We start from the raw sequence: 18,999 nt of genomic DNA on the forward strand, positions 1-18,999 counted from the left end.
TACCTTTAAATTAAAAGAAAATTAAACTTTTTGCCACTTTAATTAACATAATGGCACTCATGACTTTCTATTTGCAGAACACTTTTTTTGATTTTAAAGCGTGAAAGTAATAGCTTTTCTACTTTTAAGCGACACGCTTCATCGTGCTTTTCAACGGTACAATGCTGTTTTAGCACGACATGAGCCCCAACAACGATGTCTTTATCTTGGCGCATTACAGTTACATTGTGTACATTCTGAACGTGCTCAATAGAGGCTATGCTTTGCTCAATATCAGCCACATCTGGTAATTTACTTCTGTTTTCAAGTAAACCTTGAATGCAACGAATAATTACTTTAGCCCCTGTAAACAACACAAAGGTCGCAATCAACATACTCGATATAATATCGACTTCAGCCCACCCAGTAAGATAAATTAAAATACCAGCAAAGAAGGTTGAAACAGTTGAAATTAAATCAAAAAATGAGTGTAAAAAGACGGCATATACATTGATACTAGCTTTACGTCCCTTATATAAAACCCATGCAGCAGCACCATGAAAAAGAAAGCCGATAGCAGAAATTACCGACATCAAATAACTATTAATTTGTAAATCGTGACCATCGTTATGATGAAGGTAACGTTCACCACCCTCATACAAAATAATTAAGCTAATACTTAAATATAAAATACCATTGATCAAACCGCCGGTAAGTTCAGCCCGCTGGTAGCCATCGTTAAAGTTTTTCGCAAAATAAATCGCCATGCTTGAAGCGATAAGTGCAATAAATAAAGAACTGTTATGAACAAACAAATGCCCAGCATCAGCAAGTACAGCAAGCGAATTTGAATAATAGGCGCCAATAATCTGTATAACCATAAACGAACACGTTATAGCTAAAGCAATCAACAAGCGGCGTCTAGATGCTTGGTGTGTTGTAATATCTGTCATGAAGAAGTGAAATACCTATTAGCTGGAAATGCGGTAATGATATAAAGTCTCAATTGTAATACGCAGCGCTCTTAAACGCACTAAAAACTTAGTTAATAGTCTCTCTATGAAAGTTTTTTGCGCAATTTGTTAGTAAAAAGAAAGGAATTAGCAGTTAACAAGTAAACTAAAAACTCACTTGTAAGCTAAAAAACATTAAGACGTTAACAACACATGTTGTTAACGTCTTTTAATCGAGGCTGATTTAAAGAGCAGTCAATTAAACTTTAAACTGACTTACTAAGTCTTTAAGGTGCTGGGCACGGGACAATAAACTTTGCGTACCGCGTTGTTGCTGTTCTGCATTATTATGGATTTGCATGGCACTGTCTGAAATATCATGTGCTGACTGATTAATATGTTCAACAACCGTACCTTGCTCTTCTGTGGCTGCAGCAACCTGATGATTACCTTGACTGATAATTTCAAACTTCTGCTGTATAGACTGAAGTGCAGACACCGCAACATGCGTAAGTTCAGTGACTTTTTGGCTACTTTGCGTACCTTCGGCAATCGCTTCTTGTGATTGCAATGACGAGCTTTGTAAGCGCGAAATTTGCTCTCTAATTTCAGAAGTTGATGTTTGCGTGCGCTGCGCAAGTGAGCGCACTTCATCTGCTACCACCGCAAAACCACGGCCTTGCTCGCCAGCACGAGCAGCTTCAATTGCAGCATTGAGTGCCAATAAATTAGTTTGCTCAGAAATCGCATTGATCACTTCAACAACCGAGTTGATCTCTGCAGCTTGATTTGCAAATTCACCGATACTTTGATCAACCGTACTCAAAATATCATTTAGTTCATTCATAGTTTGTGCTGTGGCAGCCATACTCTGATTGGTTTGTACGGTTTCTCTTACCGCTTCTTCTGTGTCGCTTGCTGTGCGATGAGCAATATCAGACACCTCATTAATTGTTTGTCCCATCTGTGTAATAGCAGTTGCAACTTGGTCTGTTTGCGCGCGTTGATCTTCAGTGGCAACAAACGTTTTATTGGCAAAGTTCGCAAGGTCGTCAATACCCTCTCGCATTGCTTGCTCAGTGACACTGATTTCATCTACCAACTCGGCTACTTTACCTATAATTGCATTAAAGCCCTTAGCAAGATGCCCTAACTCATTATCAACACTGTCATCTAAGCGTTTTGTTAAGTCACCACCGTGGCCCGCCATACCAAGTAGCTCGTCACCAACACTGCGTATTTTCTTACTGAGCCAATTCGCAAAATAAAGCGTCAGCACTAAGAAGATGCCTGCAAGCACGACACTCACAATAATCGACATCCAAACGACAGTATTAATTGCACTTGATATCTCTTGGCGTGGCTGAATCGCCACAAGAGTAAGACCAGTACCTTCAATCGGCATAACACCAGCGTAAACATCTTCGTCTGCGAGCTCGACTTGCGATAGTGTAAAGCCAGTGTGTTTACTACTCAGAAAATCTTGTAATGTGCTTAATGAAGCCACACTGGTAACTTGTTTACCAATATAAGCATCATTTGCGTGTGCAATAATTCGCTTGCTATCATCAATTAAAAATAAATAACCTTGCTCGCCAATTTTACGCGACGTGACAATGCTAGAAATATCTGAAATATCATAACCAAGCCCTGCAACACCTAGGCGTTGCCCAGCTATTTCAACTAAAGTATTCACGTATAAAGTGAGGTGTCCGCCCTGCTCACTAACATCTAATGCGAGCGCTTGGCGTTTATCTGAACTGATAAAGTCAAAAAACCAACTGTCTCTTGGTTCATTTTTAGAGATAGACTTAAAAAAGCCTTCTTGCGTGTAATAACTCATTGAGTTTTTACTCACCCAAAACACCGATGAGGCACCGCTTTTTCTTTGTAAGTCTGCAAAATACGCCATTACACGTTGATGAATAGGCGAGCTTTTTTCGCCTTCGGTCATCCAAGTATGCAAAATTTGATTTTCGGCTAACGACTGTGACACAGAGATGGGGTAACGCATTTGAGCATCAACTTCCGCAGCCACTTTACCCACAGCGTCAGGCAATAATTGCTTTTCTGTTTGTTGGTAATAAAGCCGAGAAAATTGGCTGGTATTGATTAAAGCGCTAACCACAGTGACAACAAACAATGCAATTAACACAAAACTAATAAAAATAGTACGCAGCGATAAGTTTCGCATTCAGCAGCCTCATACTTAATGGGGGGTTTTAGTTTCAGATCATCCTTGCGTCCTATTTGAAATTTTAGTTAACAAATTCGTGTTAAGCAATTGCTAGTTAAGCTTTTATTATTGTTTTTTGGTAAATAGTTATCAAACTCAAATATTATCGGAACAAACACCAATTTGTACCGATTTAATAATTAAAGTAATACCTGACAGGCATCAACTAGATCAAAGTAGCACTAACTATGATTCAGCTATTATTGCCATTTTTTGCTTGTACACTTTTGGCGACATACCATACCAGCGATTAAAGGCATGATGAAATGCACTAATCTCTGAATAGCCACATAAAAAGGCAATTTCTGTTACTGACAGATCAGTTTCGTTTAATAATGAAACACTTTTTTGCTGCCTTAAACTTGCTAGTTCTTTACTAAAACTTGTGCCCTCTTTTGCAAGTCGGCGTTGCAACGTTTTTTCACTCATATTAAGTGCTTTTGCCATTGCTTTACTGTTGGTTTGCCCTTGAATTAAATGCTCTTCGATTAAAATTCTCAGCACCTGCGTTACATTGGTTTGCGTCACCAGTTTCATCTGACCTGATAACACAGGTTTACTATCGGTTTCTTCACTAAAAAATAGGCTATGGGTATGCGAGCCGTATTCAACTTTGCAGTTAAAGTGCTCATTAATTTCACTGTGTGGCTCTTTACGCTTTAGGCAAATTCGCGTTGGGTGCCACTCTTTTCCCTTTACAGTACGCGCTATTTTTAAACAAAACGCCATCGGTGCTTCGTAGCTTAGCAGCGACATATCGCGCTCACCATCACTAAAGTTAAAGCGAAGTTCATACTCACTTCCATGATCAATGAGTGACACATTATGTGTGTCGCCCATTAATTTTTGATAACGCAATATAAGCCGAAAAGCACTCAGTAACTGTGTTGCTTGAACAATAGCCATACCAACCACCGGAATAGCGCGCACATTCATGTTACTGCCAACATAAAGACCTAAATGAGTGTTTGGTAACATCGCTTGCGCCTGCTTCCAAAGCGAACTAACACTGGCTTGTGGGTATCGGGCTGTTTGACTGCTTAATTCTGCTAAAGGAATATTTGCTCCTGCAAACAACTCATTGATTGGTAAGCCCTGCCATTTAAACGATTCAGCCATAGCGCGTAGCCACCAACTTGATAAGGTTCTCATTCGCGTCCCAAATAAACAATTTAATGACCTATATTATCAAGTAAACAAAATAATAAAAGCCTATTGTTAACATGTTATTATCAACGGAGACAGCAATATGGGCACTGTAGCAAGTAAACGCGAGTTCGCGAGTTTTAAAGAGTTTTACCCTTATTACTTACAAGAACACAAAAATAAAGTCTGTCGGCGCTTACATTTCATTGGCAGTTGGTTTGTTTTGGCAATTTTGTTTGCCGCTATTTATCAGCAGCAATATAGCTGGATAATTTTATGCCCGGTGGTGGGCTATGGCTTTGCTTGGGTTGGTCATTTCTTCTTTGAGAAAAATCGTCCAGCAACGTTTACCCACCCTTTTTATAGCTTTATTGGTGATTGGGTAATGTTTAAAGACATTATTGTTCGCAAAGTACCATTTTAGAAAAAACCATGACTATAAAACACACTGTATCAGAGCAAGAATGGAAAGCTCGTGTTGAGCTAGCTGCCGCGTATCGCCTAGTTGCTTTATGTGGCTGGGATGATTTAATTTTTACCCATATTTCAATGCGTGTTCCCGGCACAGACAACGAATTTTTGATAAATCCATATGGCATGATGTTTCACGAAATTACTGCATCAAGTCTCATCAAGGTAGATCAGCAATGTAATAAGCTGCATGACAGTGAATACCCTGTTAATCCTGCGGGGTTTAATATCCATAGCTGTATTCATATGGCGCGTGATGATGCCCATTGCGTTATTCACACCCACTCACTCAATGGCACGGCGGTGTCTGCAAACAAAGACGGCTTATTGCCTATCTCTCAGCAAGCTGTTGTTGTGCACTCAGGTTTGGGTTATCACGACTACGAAGGCATAGCCCTTAACCCTGCTGAGCAAGACCGTTTAGTGAATGACCTAGGCACGAATAACTTTCTAATGCTACGTAATCATGGCCTATTAACAGTAGGTAAAACGGTCGCTGATGCATTTTTGTTTATGTATGTTTTTGAAGCTGCATGCGCTGTACAAACTCGTACTTCACAAAATACCGAGCAACTCGTACAAGTACCTAGCGCGATTATTGATGGTATCAAAGGGCAAACAGAAATTGCCACTAAGGGACTGGGTGGAGCAATTGCTTGGCCTGCCTTGTTACGCTTATTAAATAGCAAAAGCCCCGGTTACGATGAGTAAGGAAACACCCTACACATTAATAGCATGGCTATAATAGGGCTGCTTTTGCCAAAATCATGCTTATATGACAAAAAAAAATGAACTTTTAAGTGGAGGCTGGTTTACATAATGACACTCTCGCTACTTTAATTGCTAGCACAATAATCAATAATGCTGCCATGGCAATTCCCGGAGCGATTTATCAATGTTTGTAATTTATTTAGCGCTCAGCATACAAAAACAGCCTTACTAACATCTGTAAAAAAGCCAAAAGTGACCACTACAATAGTTTAAAAAATAATGATACTTAAAAATAGCTAACCAAACTTAATAACAAAGTTCATCAACCATCTTCATTATTATTTTTTTAATTACTTTTCAAAATCATACCTAAATCATTAGTTGTAATTTTATCTTTGTGGTTAGTCTTGTTTATTAAGATTTTTTCGTCCACTATCAATTTATGGCTTGTTATATAGGGACATATTATGGCCGAATTTAATACAACTAAATTACCTGTGCATATTGCTGAGTTAAAGTTTGCACTCGATAACGTACCCGCATACGTTTATATAAAAAATGAACTCGGACATTACGTTTATGCAAATAAACTGACTCTAGACTTATTTGCATGTTCTGCTCAAGAATTACAATATAAAACCGATACCGACTTTTTCCCTCGCCCAGATGCCAAAAAACTCGCCAAAATCGATAAACGAGTACTCAGCGGAGAGCGAACACGAGAAGAAGTTGAGTTGACTTTTCCAGGTGGGCACACGTTTATTTTTTGGGAAGTAAAAACCCCTATTTTTTGTGACTCAGAGCCAAACAAAGTAATTGGCATTTTAGGCATTGCAACTGACATTACTGAACGAAAATACCATGAACAACAACTCCTCTATGCTGCCTCTACCGATCCCTTAACTGAACTTTTAAATCGCCGCTATTTTTATATTCGCTTATCACTCGCGTTAGAAATGAGTAAGCGCGACCAAAGTTATGGTGCTGTAATATTTATTGACCTCAATAAATTCAAAAAATTAAACGACCAATATGGCCACAATACAGGCGACGCTTATCTTGTTGAAATTGCCAATAGAATGAAAGCCACTGTGCGCGAGAAAGACTGTTTAGCCCGCATTGGTGGCGACGAATTTATAGTCTTACTTGAAGGCCTAGGTCGTGATGAGCAAACAGCCAAACACAACGCCCATCGCGTTGCTGATAAACTACAAACCGCTATCGAAATTAAATTTATTCATCAAGATATTAACTACAAAGGCTCTGCCAGTGTTGGCGTCACCATGTTTTTAGGCACACAAGAAACAGCCGATGAAATTGTGGCGCAAGCTGATCAGCATATGTATATGATAAAACATACACTTACCGATTAAACGAGCCGTAGGTTTGTACTCAACAAAATGAGGCAACTCTAAAACCAGTACCGATTACAAATCATTAGCCTGCTTTGCTTTGTGGTGGTAATCTGAGTGGCAAAATAATATTAACTGTATTAAGGAAAGTACATGGATCCCATTTCTAGCATTTTAGACCTTTTGTTAAATGTAGAAGTCTTTCTTCTAATTTTTGTTTTAGTGCTACTAAAAAGTAGCGTTAAATTTGTGCCGCAAAATCGTGCCTGGTTAATCGAACGTTTCGGTAAATACCATTCAACCAAAGAAGCGGGCTTAAACTTTATTGTGCCATTTATCGACCGTATTGCCGCTGATCGCAGCTTAAAAGAACAAGCGCAAGATGTGCCTTCTCAGTCTGCTATCACGAAAGATAATATCTCGCTTATCGTCGACGGTGTGCTGTATTTCCGCGTGCTTGACCCGTATAAAGCCACATATGGTGTTGATGACTATGTGTTTGCGGTTACTCAGCTATCGCAAACGACGATGCGTTCTGAACTTGGTAAAATGGAACTCGATAAAACCTTTGAAGAGCGCGACATGTTAAACACCAACATAGTTACCGCGATTAACCAAGCTTCTGAGCCTTGGGGAATTCAGGTTTTACGTTACGAAATTAAAGACATTGTGCCACCAAACTCTGTAATGGAAGCCATGGAAGCACAAATGAAAGCTGAGCGTGTAAAACGTGCGCAGATTTTAGAGTCTGAAGGTGACCGTCAATCTGCCATCAACGTGGCAGAAGGTAAAAAGCAAGCGCAAGTCCTTGCTGCCGAAGCTGAAAAAGCAGAGCAAATTTTACGCGCCGAAGGTGAAGCAAAAGCGATTATCGCTGTTGCTGAAGCGCAAGCAGATGCACTGCGTAAAGTAGGTGAAGCAGCGGATACAGAGCAAGGTCAAAAAGCAATTCAACTCGACTTAGCAACTAAAGCTATTGCTGCTAAAGAAGCGATTGCTCGTGAGTCATCTGTGGTATTACTTCCTGAAAGTGGTACTGATGCAAGCTCACTGGTTGCTCAAGGGATGTCTATTATTAACTCTTTGAATAAAAAGCAAAAAAGTTAGGTGAACTGATGGCATTTTTAGATACCCATTTAGCCGAAGCATTGATGATTATAGGTGTTATCGCGCTAATTGTTGAAGTTGCTGTACTGGGTATGAGTACCTATGTACTACTGTTTTTAGGCTTATCTTTATTTGCCAGTGGCTTATTAATGAATATAGGCTTACTTGATACGAGTTACACCACCGCGCTTTGGAGCAATATAGTGTTTACTCTAGGCTTTGCTGTAGTGCTTTGGAAACCACTCAAACGCATGCAAGATAAAACCGATACTAAGCCAATACATAGCGATTTTGCTGAGCTTACCTTTATCGTGAACGCTGATGTTGATGATAAAGGGTTAACCACGCATCAGTATTCGGGTATTACATGGCAATTAAAAAGTCAGTCTCCCATTGCTGCGGGTAGTACTGTAAAAGTGACCGACAAACAAGTTGGCGTACTTTGGGTAGAAGCGGTATAAGAGCAATGCGTAAAAACAGTTAATTAGAGTTGAAACTCTATTTAGTTTTGTAACCGTGTTTGCTATGGTTAGAAGCACTCACGGTTACAAGCAAGGTTGCGAAAATGAACAATAACAAGGCACTGGTTGTAGAAGGTGGCGCAATGCGTGGTATTTTTGCCACTGGCGTTCTGGATGCTTTTATTAAGGCTAATTACCAACCTTTTAATCAATGCTATGGTGTTTCTGCCGGAGCCACAAACATTGCCGCCTATTTGTGCGCCCAATACAAACGTAACCATGCGGTGATTACCGATTACTCTTGCCGACCTGAATTTATTGATTTTGTTCGTTTTATTAAAGGTGGCCACCTGTTTGATTTAGACTGGCTGTGGCAAGAAACCATCCGTGATATTCGCCTTGATCTCGACACCTTCAAAAAGCAAGCCAGTGAGTTTTACATTGTTACAACCAATATACAAACTGGACAAGCAGAGTACTTAAAAGCTAGTGCAGCTCATCTTGAAGAGCAATTAAAAGCCTCATGTGCTCTCCCTATTGCTTATCGAGAATTTCCCATTATCGACAATTTACAACTCACTGATGGCGGCGTCGCTGATTCTATTCCAATTCGCAAAGCATACGAGATGGGTAATAAAGAAATCACCGTTATTTTATCTCAACCTCTTGGCTATAAGAAAAAGCCAGCTAAAGCGCCTTGGCTTGTAAAGCGTCTTTATAAGAGAACTCCAGCATTAGCTGAAGCAACCCTCAGACGCGCAGAAAATTACAATCAAAGTATTGATTTTATTACCAACCCGCCAAGCGATTGTAAAATTAATATTATTGCACCCCCACCTAACTTTGCTGTTGGTCGAACAACAAAATCATTTGAAAAACTCAGTGCGGGTTATGAAATGGGCTTAAATGCGGGTGCACATTTTTTAACTCAAATTGCCTAATACCCTATATGAACTAATACACTAAAAAAGGAACAATCTTCAAGCGTTTTCGATGTCATTGGCTATACTTTAAATAGTTATGTTAGCCAAGGATTGACCATGAAACTCCCCCTGCCTTTTATTACTGCCCTCAGGGTTTTAATACTCTCTTTTTTCTGCTTATTTTCATTTTATAGCCAAGCTATTGAGTGGCCGCAACAAGTGCAAACATCACAAGGCACACTTATAGTTTATCAACCACAACCCGAGAAACTAAACGGTAATACTTTAACAGCCCGTGCAGCAATGTCATTTTCGGTTTCAGGCAATGACGCTGTGTTTGGCGTATTTTGGTTTACCGCTAAATTAGATACTGACCGCGAAAATGATACCGTCACCGTTCGCAATATGACTGTCACCGATGTACGCTGGCCTGAATCAAAAGATGCTGGAGAACAACAGTTTACTGCTGTCGTTAATGAAGCAATAAAAGCCAGTCAATTCGAAACCTCTCTTTCGCAACTCACCGCCAGCCTGGAAAGTGCAGAAGCAGCAGAACAAAGTTTAACGCAATTAAAAACCGATCCTCCGGCGATTATTTTCAAAGAGCAATTGTCAGTTTTACTTAGTTTTGATGGTGAACCTAAGTTTAGTAAAATTGAAAACAGCCAATATGAGCGCGCTTTAAACACCGCCATGACAGTGATTAAAGATAGCAAAAGCAAACTTTGTTATCTCACCGATGGGCAATTTTGGTATCAAGCAAAACAAGCCAAAGGGCCTTATGAATATACTCAGTCGCCACCGGCTGAACTTGTAAAAATGCTCCCTAAAGATACGGAAACATCAAGTCTTATTGCGCCACCAGCCATTGTTGTGGCAACTAAACCTACCGAGCTCATTGCAACAGATGGCGAAGCTAAATGGAAAAGCCTAACCGGTGGCGAGCTCATGTATGTGTTTAATACAGAAACCCCATGGCTGCGTGATATGCAAACTAACAATATGTACGTATTGTTATCTGGGCGCTGGTATCGCTCTAAACAGCAAACAGGCCCATGGACATTTGTACGTGGTGATGAGTTACCAGAGAGCTTTGCCAATATTCCACCTGAATCAGATTTAGGTGGCCTCAGAGTTTCGGTTGCTGGTACTGAAGAAGCTGACGAGGCTGTATTAGATGCTAAAGTGCCTCAAACAGCGGCTATCAGCCGTAAAGACACCAGTTTGACTGTGTATTATGATGGCAAGCCTAAGTTTGAACGGATCCCAGGCACGCAGGTTTCTTATGCCATTAATACCGATGCACAAGTGCTGCAAATTAAAGGCAAATATTATGCTGTCGATAATGCGGTGTGGTTTAAGGCAGACTCCGCACAAGGGCCTTGGCTTGTTGCTGATAGCATTCCAAAAGACGACATAGCAAAAATTCCTCCAAGTTCTCCTGTATACAACGTGACATATGTTGATATTTACGAGTCAACCCCTGAAGTAGTTTACGTCGGTTATTACCCAGGTTACATGTGGTCATACCCATATTATGGCGTGCCAGTGTATGGAACAGGTTGGTATTACCCGCCATACTGGGGCGGTGGCTACTACTACCCTCGCCCACCGACTTGGGGCTTTAATATTGGCTATAACAACTGGACAGGCTGGTCTTTTGGCTTAAGTTGGAGCAATGGTTTTTTAAATCTAGGTATGAATTGGAATGTAGGTTGGCCAACCCATTATCGACCTTATCATTGTTGTAATGGCTGGTATGGTGGTGGTTACCGTGGCCCAGTTATTATTAATAATGGCAACATCAATATAGGCAACAAAATTAATGTCGGCCATAAACCGGGGCATCTTAATAAACAGCCAAGACTTAATATTTATAAGCGCGATCAAAGTAAATCTCGTCTTGCCTCAAAACAGCAGGTTAAACGCGATTTAAAAACTGCTATTAGCCAACGCGATAAGGCAAATAATGTTTTCGCTGATCAAAAGGGTAACGTGCTCAAACATGATGCTGATAAATGGCAACAACGTGTAGAGGGTAAATGGCAAACATTACCCAGAGATAAACAGCAACAAATCAAAGATCGGTCACAAAACATTGACCGCCAACAAGTGCAAAATAAATTACAAAGCATAGATAAAAGTAAAGCGAGGCAAACATTGCAGCAACGCCAGCATACGCAAAACAGACAGCAAAATCGTATGCAGCAATTAAATCAAGCAAATAGAGCACGTCAGCAAGGTATGCAGCGCCAACAAATGCGCCGCAATACACAAAGACAAATGCCTAGACAATTGCCTAACCGAGGCCATTAATGTAAAAGTAGGTACAAAACAAGGCCAGTGTAAATACTGGCTTTGTTAACTTGACTAGCGTTAAGCACGCTTCATAACTATTTAAAAGATGAAATACCTTCCTAGATAAAAAGCTTCAAAATAATTGCAAAAATTTGCTTAAAACCATTTATCTATTAATTTTAATACTAAGTCCTTACAAAAATTTGCACGCTCATGTTAAATAACTATACCGTTCGTACGCGATTAGCCGTATTGGCTTTGTTACCGGTTACAGTTTTTGTGATCACATCTATTTTTACAATGTCTATTATGTCGAACTTGATAAAAGGCATCGACAGTTTGTATGACGATAGAGTCATACCTCTTGAGCAGATAAAAACAGTATCGGACAATTACGCGGTTAGCATTGTTGATTTATTTCATAAATACCGCGCTGAGCAAATTTCAAAAACTGACTTTCTAGCCGCCGTTGAAAATGCAAAAAAAGTCGCTGACAACAAATGGAAAAGCTACTTAGGAACCAAGCTCACCACAGAAGAGCAGCGCCTAGTAAATATAGTTGAAAAGAACCTCAGTGTGGTCGAAAGCGAACTCAGCACGTTTTTAACCCAAGTTAAAAGTGACCAACTTAAAGCAGTACCTAACAAGGTGTTCGTAAAAAGTCTTTATGATGTTTTTGACCCACTCAGTGAAAGTTATCAAGGACTTATAAACTTACAAATCAATGAGGCTAACAAGTTTAAAAACGCCGCAGATAAAGATTTTGCTCAGGTCAGTATCGCTATGACAGCATCTATCACAGTTTTAATTATTTTGTTGCTGGCTATTGCCTTTATTATATACCGCTCTATTCATAACCCATTGTTATCTCTGAGTGAAACGATAGGTTCTATCTCTGAGAATGCCGACTTACGTCTGCGCGCCAAAACCCATGGTAATGACGAAATAGCCCAAGCAGCACATCACTTTAATGCCATGATGGAACGCATTCATACTTTAGTAAATGATGTAACGAGCGCTACACTCACACTTTCATCTGCGGCTGAACAAATGAACTCAATTAGCGACCAAGTAGCCAGCACAGCCACAGAGCAAGAACATCAATCGACGATGATTGCTACTGCCATTACGCAAATGAGTAGTGCCATTGAGCAAGTTGCTGCCAATGCATTATCAACATCAGAAAAAGCAACTCACACAGATAAAACAGCCAAACAGGGTCAGCAATCTGTGCAGGAAAATATTGATGCAATAAACCGCTTATCACATGTCGTTAATGCGAATACAAAACTAATCAATGAGTTAAACACACAATCAACTGATATCAATCAAGTGGTGATGATGATCCAGGGTATTGCAGAACAAACGAACTTACTTGCGTTAAATGCCGCCATTGAAGCTGCCCGTGCAGGTGAGTCAGGTCGCGGTTTCGCAGTAGTGGCTGATGAAGTTAGGCAGCTTGCACACAACACGCAAAAAGCCACAGCCAGTATTAACGAAATGATCAGTAAACTACAAGCAATGGCGCAGCAAGCAGTGACCGCCATGGGCAATGCCGACGAAAGTGCTAAACAAAGTGTTGAATACGCCGAGCGCTCATCACAATTACTCTCTGAAATTACTCAAGAAATAGCTCTTATTGCCGATATGAACAACCAAGTATCCACTGCAACAGATGAGCAGACCACTGTTGCCAACGAACTAAGTTGTAATATTAATGAATTTAGTAGTAGCATTTCACTGGTTAGCGAAAGCTCGCAACAAAATGCGCAAGCCAGCCAAGAATTGGCTTCATTGGCTTCGAAATTACAACAGCAGGTGCATGTTTTCAAAGTATAATGCAGAGCTGCGCTCAAAAAACAGGGACTTACATTAATGAACAGGGCAGCATTTATATTACTATTAACATTTGTTCTGTGGAGTCTACAAAGCTTTGCGCATGAGCAAATTGTTATTCAGCTTGCAAAACCAAACTATATCGAAGCGGTAAAAAACCAATATATCCACGATATTCTCAACAAAAGCTTTGCTGCAATGGATGCGAATGTTGTGTTGCTTTACAACGTTAAGCCAATGAATAATAAACGTATTGTAGAGCAGCTGAGTCAGAATAAAACAATTACCCTAGCTTGGTTATCTTTGCCTCTCCAGCAAACTGACTCTCTAGTAAAAACAACTATTCCACTCTACAAAGGCTTACATGGCCAGCGTTTACTGATTATCCGCGACGAAGACCAAGAAAAGTTTAGCTCCATTAAAACCCTTGCAGAATTAGCTCCCTTGGTTGGCCTGCAAAAACAGAGCTGGTCTGATTATACCGTGCTGAAAAATAATGGTTTAACCGTTAATGGAGAGCTTGATTATCCAGGTATGATCAAAGCCCTCAAAACAGGGCTTGGTGATTACTTTCCACGCTCAGTACTAGCAATTGACAGTGAACTAAATAGACTAAAACAGTTCAATTTTGTCATTGCACCAAACATCATGTTGCAATACCCCAGTGAATATTACTTTTATTTAAGTAGAGAAAATCAACACATTAGAGACATGTTAGAACAAGGCATGCAAAAGCTACAGCAATCTGGTGAGCTTGATCAACTTTATTTGCAATACTTTGGTGATGTTGAAAAACATTTTTCTTTAAAGCAACGTCATAGAATAACGCTAAATAATAAGGAGTAATCATGCTAAAAGCACTGCTCATCATTATCGTGGCATCAGCAATTTTCGCTGCGGGTTTTATGGCTGGGGTTTACAGTTTACCAATTTTAACTGAGCAACCTGCTCCTGAGGCTGGCATATTGAAGCAGCATCAAGGTCGAGCTCAGTTTAGTGCTGAGTTTAAACCAAATCTTAAAGGTTCAGACCGCTTGCATTATGGTGATGGCATGGTGTACCTAACAAATGATGCTATTTCTATGCAAGGCACTTTATCTCCTGGTCCTGACTATCAACTTTACCTATCACGCAACTTTGTCGATAACGAAGCCGATTTTTTAGCACAAAAAGGCACAATGCAACGTGTTGCAGGGGTGCGTTCATTCAATGGTTTTAAATTAGTTGTGCCACAAGGTATTGATGTCAGCGATTACAATACAGTGGTTATTTGGTGTGAAAGTTTTGAGGAGTTTATTACTGCAGCACAGTATCAATAGCTGGATTAATAAAAACAAAGCCGCCTTTGGAGAGGGCGGCTTTAAAGCGGCAGCTATGGGTGTGAGCTGCCTAATCAAGAGTCGCTAATTAAGCAGCATCCTCAGTGCTTTGAGTCTCATCGCTGTGGCGAATTAAGTAATCAAATGCGCCTAAACTGGCCGTTGCACCACTGCCCATTGCAATAATGATTTGCTTGAACGGCGTTGTTGTTGCATCACCTGCCGCGTAAACACCCGGTAATGATGTTGCACCTTTGCTATCAATTTCGATTTCACCAAAGCGAGTTAGTGATAACCCAGAATCTTTTAACCATTCAGTGTTTGGCACCAAGCCGATTTGCACAAAGATACCTGCAAGCTCAAGTGATTTTTCATCGCCAGAGATACGATCAATATAGTTTAAGCCTGTTACTCGCTTACCATCACCAACAACTTCTGTCGTTTGCGCGTTTTTGATAATCGTAATGTTGTTTAAGCTATTTGCTTTACGAATAAGGACTTCGTCAGCACGTAGGGTATCAGCAAATTCAAGCACGGTGACGTGCTCAACAATGTTAGCAAGGTCGATTGCAGCTTCAATACCTGAATTACCACCACCGATAACCGCAACGGCTTTACCTTTAAATAACGGACCATCACAGTGAGGACAGTAAGCAACGCCATGACCGCGATACTCTTTCTCACCTGGTACGTTCATTTCACGCCAACGTGCACCGGTTGCTAATACCACTGATTTAGCATTCAAAACCGCGCCATTTTCTAGTGTGATTTGATAATTACCTTGCTTAGTAAGTGATGCTGCACGTTGGTTTTGCATAACATCAACATCGTATTCTTTTACGTGCTCTTCTAGTTGAGCAACTAATTTAGGGCCTTCGGTCGCTTTAACTGAGATAAAGTTTTCAATTGCTAAAGTATCTGAAACCTGACCACCAAAACGCTCTGCAACCACGCCCGTGTTCAAGCCTTTGCGTGCCGAATAGATTGCCGCAGAAGCCCCAGCTGGCCCCCCTCCAACAACAAGTACATCAAACAACTCTTTAGCACTTAATGCTTCAGCTTGGCGTGCTGCTGCTTTAGTATCTACTTTGTTTAGTATGTCGGTAAGGTTAACTGCGCCTTGGCTAAATAGCTCACCATTTAAATATACAGCCGGTACTGCTAAAACATTACGCTCATTCACTTCGTCTTGGAACAAAGCACCATCAATCATAGTGGCCGTAATGTTTTCGTTGTGTGCTGCCATTAAGTTTAGTGCTTGCACTACTTGTGGACATGTTTGACAACTTAATGAAATATACACTTCAAAGTTAAGCGGCCCAGGTAATGATTTAATTTGTTCAATTTCACTCTCTGATGCCTTACTTGGATGACCACCTGTATGAAGGAGTGCAAGGATCAAGCTGGTGAATTCGTGGCCCATAGGCACACCCGCAAATGTGATTTGCGTATTGTTAATAGGTGAAGATACCACCATAGACGGACGACGTACGTCTTGGTTTGGGTTATCTCGCACCGAGAATTTATCGCTTAACGATGCTAAATCGTTTGCTAAGTTTTTAAGTTCTGTTGATTTATTGCTGTCATCCAAGGCGATAAGCAGCTCAACAGGGCTGGTAATAGAAGCAAAGTGGCTTGTTAATTGGTTTTTGATATTCGTATCTAACATGGCTTAGCCCTTGAGTTCAGAATAAATAAGCTAGAAAAATTTTAGGAAACTACCCACCACCCGCTAATGTGCTTAATGTGAGTTGTGATGGGCAGTTAAAGTTACATTTGGATAGCAAAGCGAGGCTTTGCTATCGTTTAATGCTATGGCAAATTAGATTTTGCCAACTAGGTCTAGTGAAGGAGCAAGTGTCTCTTCACCTGGCTGCCATGATGCAGGACATACTTCACCGTCGTGGTTAGCAATGTACTGAGCAGCTTGTACTTTACGTACTAACTCTTTCGCGCTACGGCCGATGCCTAGGTCATGAGTTTCGATTACTTTGATTTCGCCTTCAGGGTTCATTACGAATGTACCGCGAAGAGCAAGACCTTCGTCTTCGATCATCACACCGAAGTTACGTGTGATACGACCTGTAGGGTCACCAATCATTGGAAATTTGATTTTACTAATTGTGTCTGACGTATCGTGCCATGCTTTGTGAGTGAAGTGAGTGTCAGTTGATACTGAGTAAACTTCAACTCCCATTTCTTGAAGTTGCTCATAGTAATCTGCAACATCACCAAGCTCTGTAGGACATACAAAAGTGAAATCTGCTGGGTAAAAGAAGAAGATTGACCACTTACCTAGCACGTCTTTTTCTGTTAGCTCTACAAAGTCACCGTTGTGGTAAGCTGTTGCATTGAATGGTTGTAGTTTTGTGTTAATTAATGAAGTGCTCATAGTATTCCTCATTGATGTTTTAAAAATGTTTAATTAACGCAGTCTTGCGTCTGCTTGATTAATACAATAGAGGTGTGAGCGATTAAAATAAAATTGATTGTTTAGATTAAATTGATCTGTTTTTTAGATTAAACAGCTAAAAGTAATAAAAACTATAAAGCCCTCAACCAGTTACATGATAAAGGGCTTTCACATAAAGGAATAAAATTACTTACTAAAGCCGTATAAGCTCTTTGGTTTAATATAGTTAGGCTCAATTCCTTGCTCTTTTGCGGCAGCTAACATCACTTGCTCAATCCAACCGGCATCCATAATATTCATATAGTTACCATCAGGGTCAAAGTTAATGTTAGAGCCCATAACCACCATAAAGGTATCGGTCATTTCAGTATTATCTTTTGGAACTTGAAATTGATGAATCGAACCGCCTGGCTCAAACAAATAGCTACCCGGCACTTGTAAATCATCTGGATATTCTGTGTAGTGCCAACTCCCTGCAAGCGTATAGAAGTGCACGACTCCAGTATGGAAATGTCTTGGTAAAACCGTGCCTGGTTCAAATAAAACACGTAGTACCCATACCCCATTCTCAGAATCTAGCATCAATGGGTAAATGTGTACGCCAGGTAAGGCGTTTTTAATTAGCTTTTCATCGTTGGTATGTATTGTCAGTAAAAAATCTTGATGGTTAATAATATCTGGTAATGCCATGAGTGTGCCCTCTTTTCACTTACTATTAATATTTCTTTAATTTACTGGAGCGGTATCTATCCGCAGTTCTTCTTTGCAAAGCCCTTGCTCATACGCCCACTGCAATGCATGTTGCATACCTTGCTGTAAGGTAAATTCAGGCTTATAACCCAAAATACGATGTGCTTTTTCATTACTATATGCCGCACTTTTACGGCTTAGCATACGCATTGTTGATGGGTTGATATCGGTAGTTTTACCGACCAAGTGATAACACCACTCGATAAACCCTGTTAACTTTATTGCTAAGGCGTAGTTCACAACCTTGACCTGCTTTTTCTTTTGCGCCTGAGCCAAGTAATTAAAATAAGTTTGATTAGTCACTTGCTCAGGTCCTGATAGATTAAAAATCTCACCGCTTGCATCATCGCTCATGGCGCTTAAGTAAATGCCTTTGACTAGATCATCAATATAAATAGGTCCAAACATGCCCTCGGGCACCATAAATGTCCCCTTTGCGATTTCTTGTAAAGGGTAGGCTATCCAAGGTCGTGATCCTGGTCCGTATACATCGCCAGGACGAATAATCGTGACATTGAGTTTTTTACTGGCGTGATAGCTTAGCGATAAATGCTCGCTCATCATTTTCGAGTCGTTATAGGCTCGACCATCAGGAAACAAAGGTGCATCTTCTTTAATGTCAGTTTGCAAATCACTGCCATAGACTGCGGTCGACGAAATATGAATAAAACGTTTTACGGTGTTTGCTGCCACAGCTGCATCAAGCAAATTTTTCGTCCAACCGACATTCGCCTGCCAGGTTTGCTTGTAACTAAACGCGTTTGAAACAATTGCCGCTGTATGAATAACTAAATCGCAGTCATTCATTAATGAGCGCCAGCTAGCTGGCTCATTTAAATTACCTGCAATAATATTGAGCTCTTCACAGGGAATTAAATCAACCCCACATACATCGATTCCATGCGCTTTAAAGTAGCGCGCAAGTGTTCGACCAATGAAACCATTGCCGCCACTTATAAAAACTTTTGAGTAATGCATTGTGTGTTCCTCTTAAGTATATTGCGGCCCTATTCACCGTTCTCAGACCAATCAGTTAATACATTG

The 18,999-nt window shown here is 40.4% G+C and carries 17 protein-coding genes; 10 read left to right on the forward strand and 7 right to left on the reverse strand.

Annotated features, from left to right (window positions below; translation table 11 throughout):
* Positions 1-38: 38 nt before the first annotated feature.
* From QUE86_RS16545 to QUE86_RS16555, 3 genes are all read right to left on the reverse strand, one after another.
* Positions 39-932, reverse strand: coding sequence for a cation diffusion facilitator family transporter (locus QUE86_RS16545; protein ID WP_130052747.1), 894 nt, complete (start codon positions 930-932; stop codon positions 39-41).
* A 259-nt stretch (positions 933-1,191) separates the two neighbouring features.
* Positions 1,192-3,126: a methyl-accepting chemotaxis protein gene (locus QUE86_RS16550; protein WP_130052748.1), complete on the reverse strand. Its 1,935-nt coding sequence runs from the start codon at positions 3,124-3,126 to the stop codon at positions 1,192-1,194.
* 228 nt (positions 3,127-3,354) lie between these two features.
* Positions 3,355-4,320, reverse strand: coding sequence for an AraC family transcriptional regulator (locus tag QUE86_RS16555; protein ID WP_250662240.1), 966 nt, complete (start codon positions 4,318-4,320; stop codon positions 3,355-3,357).
* A gap of 97 nt (positions 4,321-4,417) precedes the next feature.
* On the opposite strand from QUE86_RS16555, the gene QUE86_RS16560 reads away from it, so the two are divergent.
* The 10 genes from QUE86_RS16560 (at position 4,418) to QUE86_RS16605 (ending at position 14,792) form a co-directional block, all read left to right on the forward strand.
* A complete protein-coding gene (locus tag QUE86_RS16560) occupies positions 4,418-4,738 on the forward strand; it encodes an Mpo1-like protein (RefSeq protein ID WP_130052750.1) in 321 nt (106 codons plus the stop codon).
* 8 nt (positions 4,739-4,746) lie between these two features.
* Positions 4,747-5,496, forward strand: a complete 750-nt coding sequence (locus QUE86_RS16565) for a class II aldolase/adducin family protein (RefSeq protein WP_286260669.1) — start codon at positions 4,747-4,749, stop codon at positions 5,494-5,496.
* Positions 5,497-5,963: 467 nt separating this feature from the next.
* Positions 5,964-6,869 (forward strand): sensor domain-containing diguanylate cyclase, encoded by a 906-nt coding sequence (locus QUE86_RS16570; protein WP_250662243.1) that lies wholly within the window; start codon positions 5,964-5,966, stop codon positions 6,867-6,869.
* A gap of 132 nt (positions 6,870-7,001) precedes the next feature.
* The gene (locus QUE86_RS16575; RefSeq protein ID WP_256853935.1) at positions 7,002-7,955 is read left to right on the forward strand and encodes an SPFH domain-containing protein; all 954 of its coding nucleotides are present in this window, start codon (positions 7,002-7,004) and stop codon (positions 7,953-7,955) included.
* An 8-nt stretch (positions 7,956-7,963) separates the two neighbouring features.
* Complete coding sequence (locus QUE86_RS16580; RefSeq protein WP_130052754.1) at positions 7,964-8,416, forward strand: NfeD family protein; 453 nt, start codon at positions 7,964-7,966, stop codon at positions 8,414-8,416.
* 104 nt (positions 8,417-8,520) lie between these two features.
* Positions 8,521-9,357, forward strand: a complete 837-nt coding sequence (locus QUE86_RS16585; protein WP_286260670.1) for a patatin-like phospholipase family protein — start codon at positions 8,521-8,523, stop codon at positions 9,355-9,357.
* A 99-nt stretch (positions 9,358-9,456) separates the two neighbouring features.
* Entirely contained in the window at positions 9,457-11,655 is a 2,199-nt protein-coding gene (locus QUE86_RS16590) for a carbohydrate-binding family V/XII (RefSeq protein WP_130052756.1), read from the forward strand.
* A 195-nt stretch (positions 11,656-11,850) separates the two neighbouring features.
* Entirely contained in the window at positions 11,851-13,476 is a 1,626-nt protein-coding gene (locus QUE86_RS16595) for a methyl-accepting chemotaxis protein (RefSeq protein ID WP_250662246.1), read from the forward strand.
* A gap of 36 nt (positions 13,477-13,512) precedes the next feature.
* A complete protein-coding gene (locus QUE86_RS16600; RefSeq protein ID WP_130052758.1) occupies positions 13,513-14,319 on the forward strand; it encodes a substrate-binding periplasmic protein in 807 nt (268 codons plus the stop codon).
* Positions 14,320-14,321: 2 nt separating this feature from the next.
* Complete coding sequence (locus QUE86_RS16605; protein WP_256853939.1) at positions 14,322-14,792, forward strand: DM13 domain-containing protein; 471 nt, start codon at positions 14,322-14,324, stop codon at positions 14,790-14,792.
* Positions 14,793-14,880: 88 nt separating this feature from the next.
* Here QUE86_RS16605 and ahpF read toward each other — a convergent pair whose 3' ends face one another.
* The 4 genes from ahpF to QUE86_RS16625 form a co-directional block, all read right to left on the reverse strand.
* A complete protein-coding gene (gene ahpF / locus QUE86_RS16610) occupies positions 14,881-16,461 on the reverse strand; it encodes an alkyl hydroperoxide reductase subunit F (protein ID WP_286260671.1) in 1,581 nt (526 codons plus the stop codon).
* Positions 16,462-16,614: 153 nt separating this feature from the next.
* Positions 16,615-17,184, reverse strand: coding sequence for an alkyl hydroperoxide reductase subunit C (gene ahpC, locus QUE86_RS16615; protein ID WP_130052761.1), 570 nt, complete (start codon positions 17,182-17,184; stop codon positions 16,615-16,617).
* 207 nt (positions 17,185-17,391) lie between these two features.
* Complete coding sequence (locus QUE86_RS16620; RefSeq protein ID WP_286260672.1) at positions 17,392-17,895, reverse strand: 2,4'-dihydroxyacetophenone dioxygenase family protein; 504 nt, start codon at positions 17,893-17,895, stop codon at positions 17,392-17,394.
* 36 nt (positions 17,896-17,931) lie between these two features.
* Positions 17,932-18,933: an NAD-dependent epimerase/dehydratase family protein gene (locus QUE86_RS16625; protein ID WP_130052763.1), complete on the reverse strand. Its 1,002-nt coding sequence runs from the start codon at positions 18,931-18,933 to the stop codon at positions 17,932-17,934.
* Between the last annotated feature and the right edge of the window lie 66 nt (positions 18,934-18,999).

It is taken from the genome of Pseudoalteromonas apostichopi, from assembly GCF_030297135.1.
GTDB lineage: Bacteria > Pseudomonadota > Gammaproteobacteria > Enterobacterales > Alteromonadaceae > Pseudoalteromonas > Pseudoalteromonas apostichopi.

Excerpts from the sequence above, each read along its gene's own strand:
- QUE86_RS16545 (WP_130052747.1), bottom strand. The coding sequence starts at position 932 with ATGACAGATATTACAACACACCAAGCATCTAGACGCCGCTTGTTGATT.
- QUE86_RS16550 (WP_130052748.1), bottom strand. The coding sequence starts at position 3,126 with ATGCGAAACTTATCGCTGCGTACTATTTTTATTAGTTTTGTGTTAATT.
- QUE86_RS16555 (WP_250662240.1), bottom strand. The coding sequence starts at position 4,320 with ATGAGAACCTTATCAAGTTGGTGGCTACGCGCTATGGCTGAATCGTTT.
- QUE86_RS16560 (WP_130052750.1), top strand. The coding sequence starts at position 4,418 with ATGGGCACTGTAGCAAGTAAACGCGAGTTCGCGAGTTTTAAAGAGTTT.
- QUE86_RS16565 (WP_286260669.1), top strand. The coding sequence starts at position 4,747 with ATGACTATAAAACACACTGTATCAGAGCAAGAATGGAAAGCTCGTGTT.
- QUE86_RS16570 (WP_250662243.1), top strand. The coding sequence starts at position 5,964 with ATGGCCGAATTTAATACAACTAAATTACCTGTGCATATTGCTGAGTTA.
- QUE86_RS16575 (WP_256853935.1), top strand. The coding sequence starts at position 7,002 with ATGGATCCCATTTCTAGCATTTTAGACCTTTTGTTAAATGTAGAAGTC.
- QUE86_RS16580 (WP_130052754.1), top strand. The coding sequence starts at position 7,964 with ATGGCATTTTTAGATACCCATTTAGCCGAAGCATTGATGATTATAGGT.
- QUE86_RS16585 (WP_286260670.1), top strand. The coding sequence starts at position 8,521 with ATGAACAATAACAAGGCACTGGTTGTAGAAGGTGGCGCAATGCGTGGT.
- QUE86_RS16590 (WP_130052756.1), top strand. The coding sequence starts at position 9,457 with ATGAAACTCCCCCTGCCTTTTATTACTGCCCTCAGGGTTTTAATACTC.
- QUE86_RS16595 (WP_250662246.1), top strand. The coding sequence starts at position 11,851 with ATGTTAAATAACTATACCGTTCGTACGCGATTAGCCGTATTGGCTTTG.
- QUE86_RS16600 (WP_130052758.1), top strand. The coding sequence starts at position 13,513 with ATGAACAGGGCAGCATTTATATTACTATTAACATTTGTTCTGTGGAGT.
- QUE86_RS16605 (WP_256853939.1), top strand. The coding sequence starts at position 14,322 with ATGCTAAAAGCACTGCTCATCATTATCGTGGCATCAGCAATTTTCGCT.
- ahpF (WP_286260671.1), bottom strand. The coding sequence starts at position 16,461 with ATGTTAGATACGAATATCAAAAACCAATTAACAAGCCACTTTGCTTCT.
- ahpC (WP_130052761.1), bottom strand. The coding sequence starts at position 17,184 with ATGAGCACTTCATTAATTAACACAAAACTACAACCATTCAATGCAACA.
- QUE86_RS16620 (WP_286260672.1), bottom strand. The coding sequence starts at position 17,895 with ATGGCATTACCAGATATTATTAACCATCAAGATTTTTTACTGACAATA.
- QUE86_RS16625 (WP_130052763.1), bottom strand. The coding sequence starts at position 18,933 with ATGCATTACTCAAAAGTTTTTATAAGTGGCGGCAATGGTTTCATTGGT.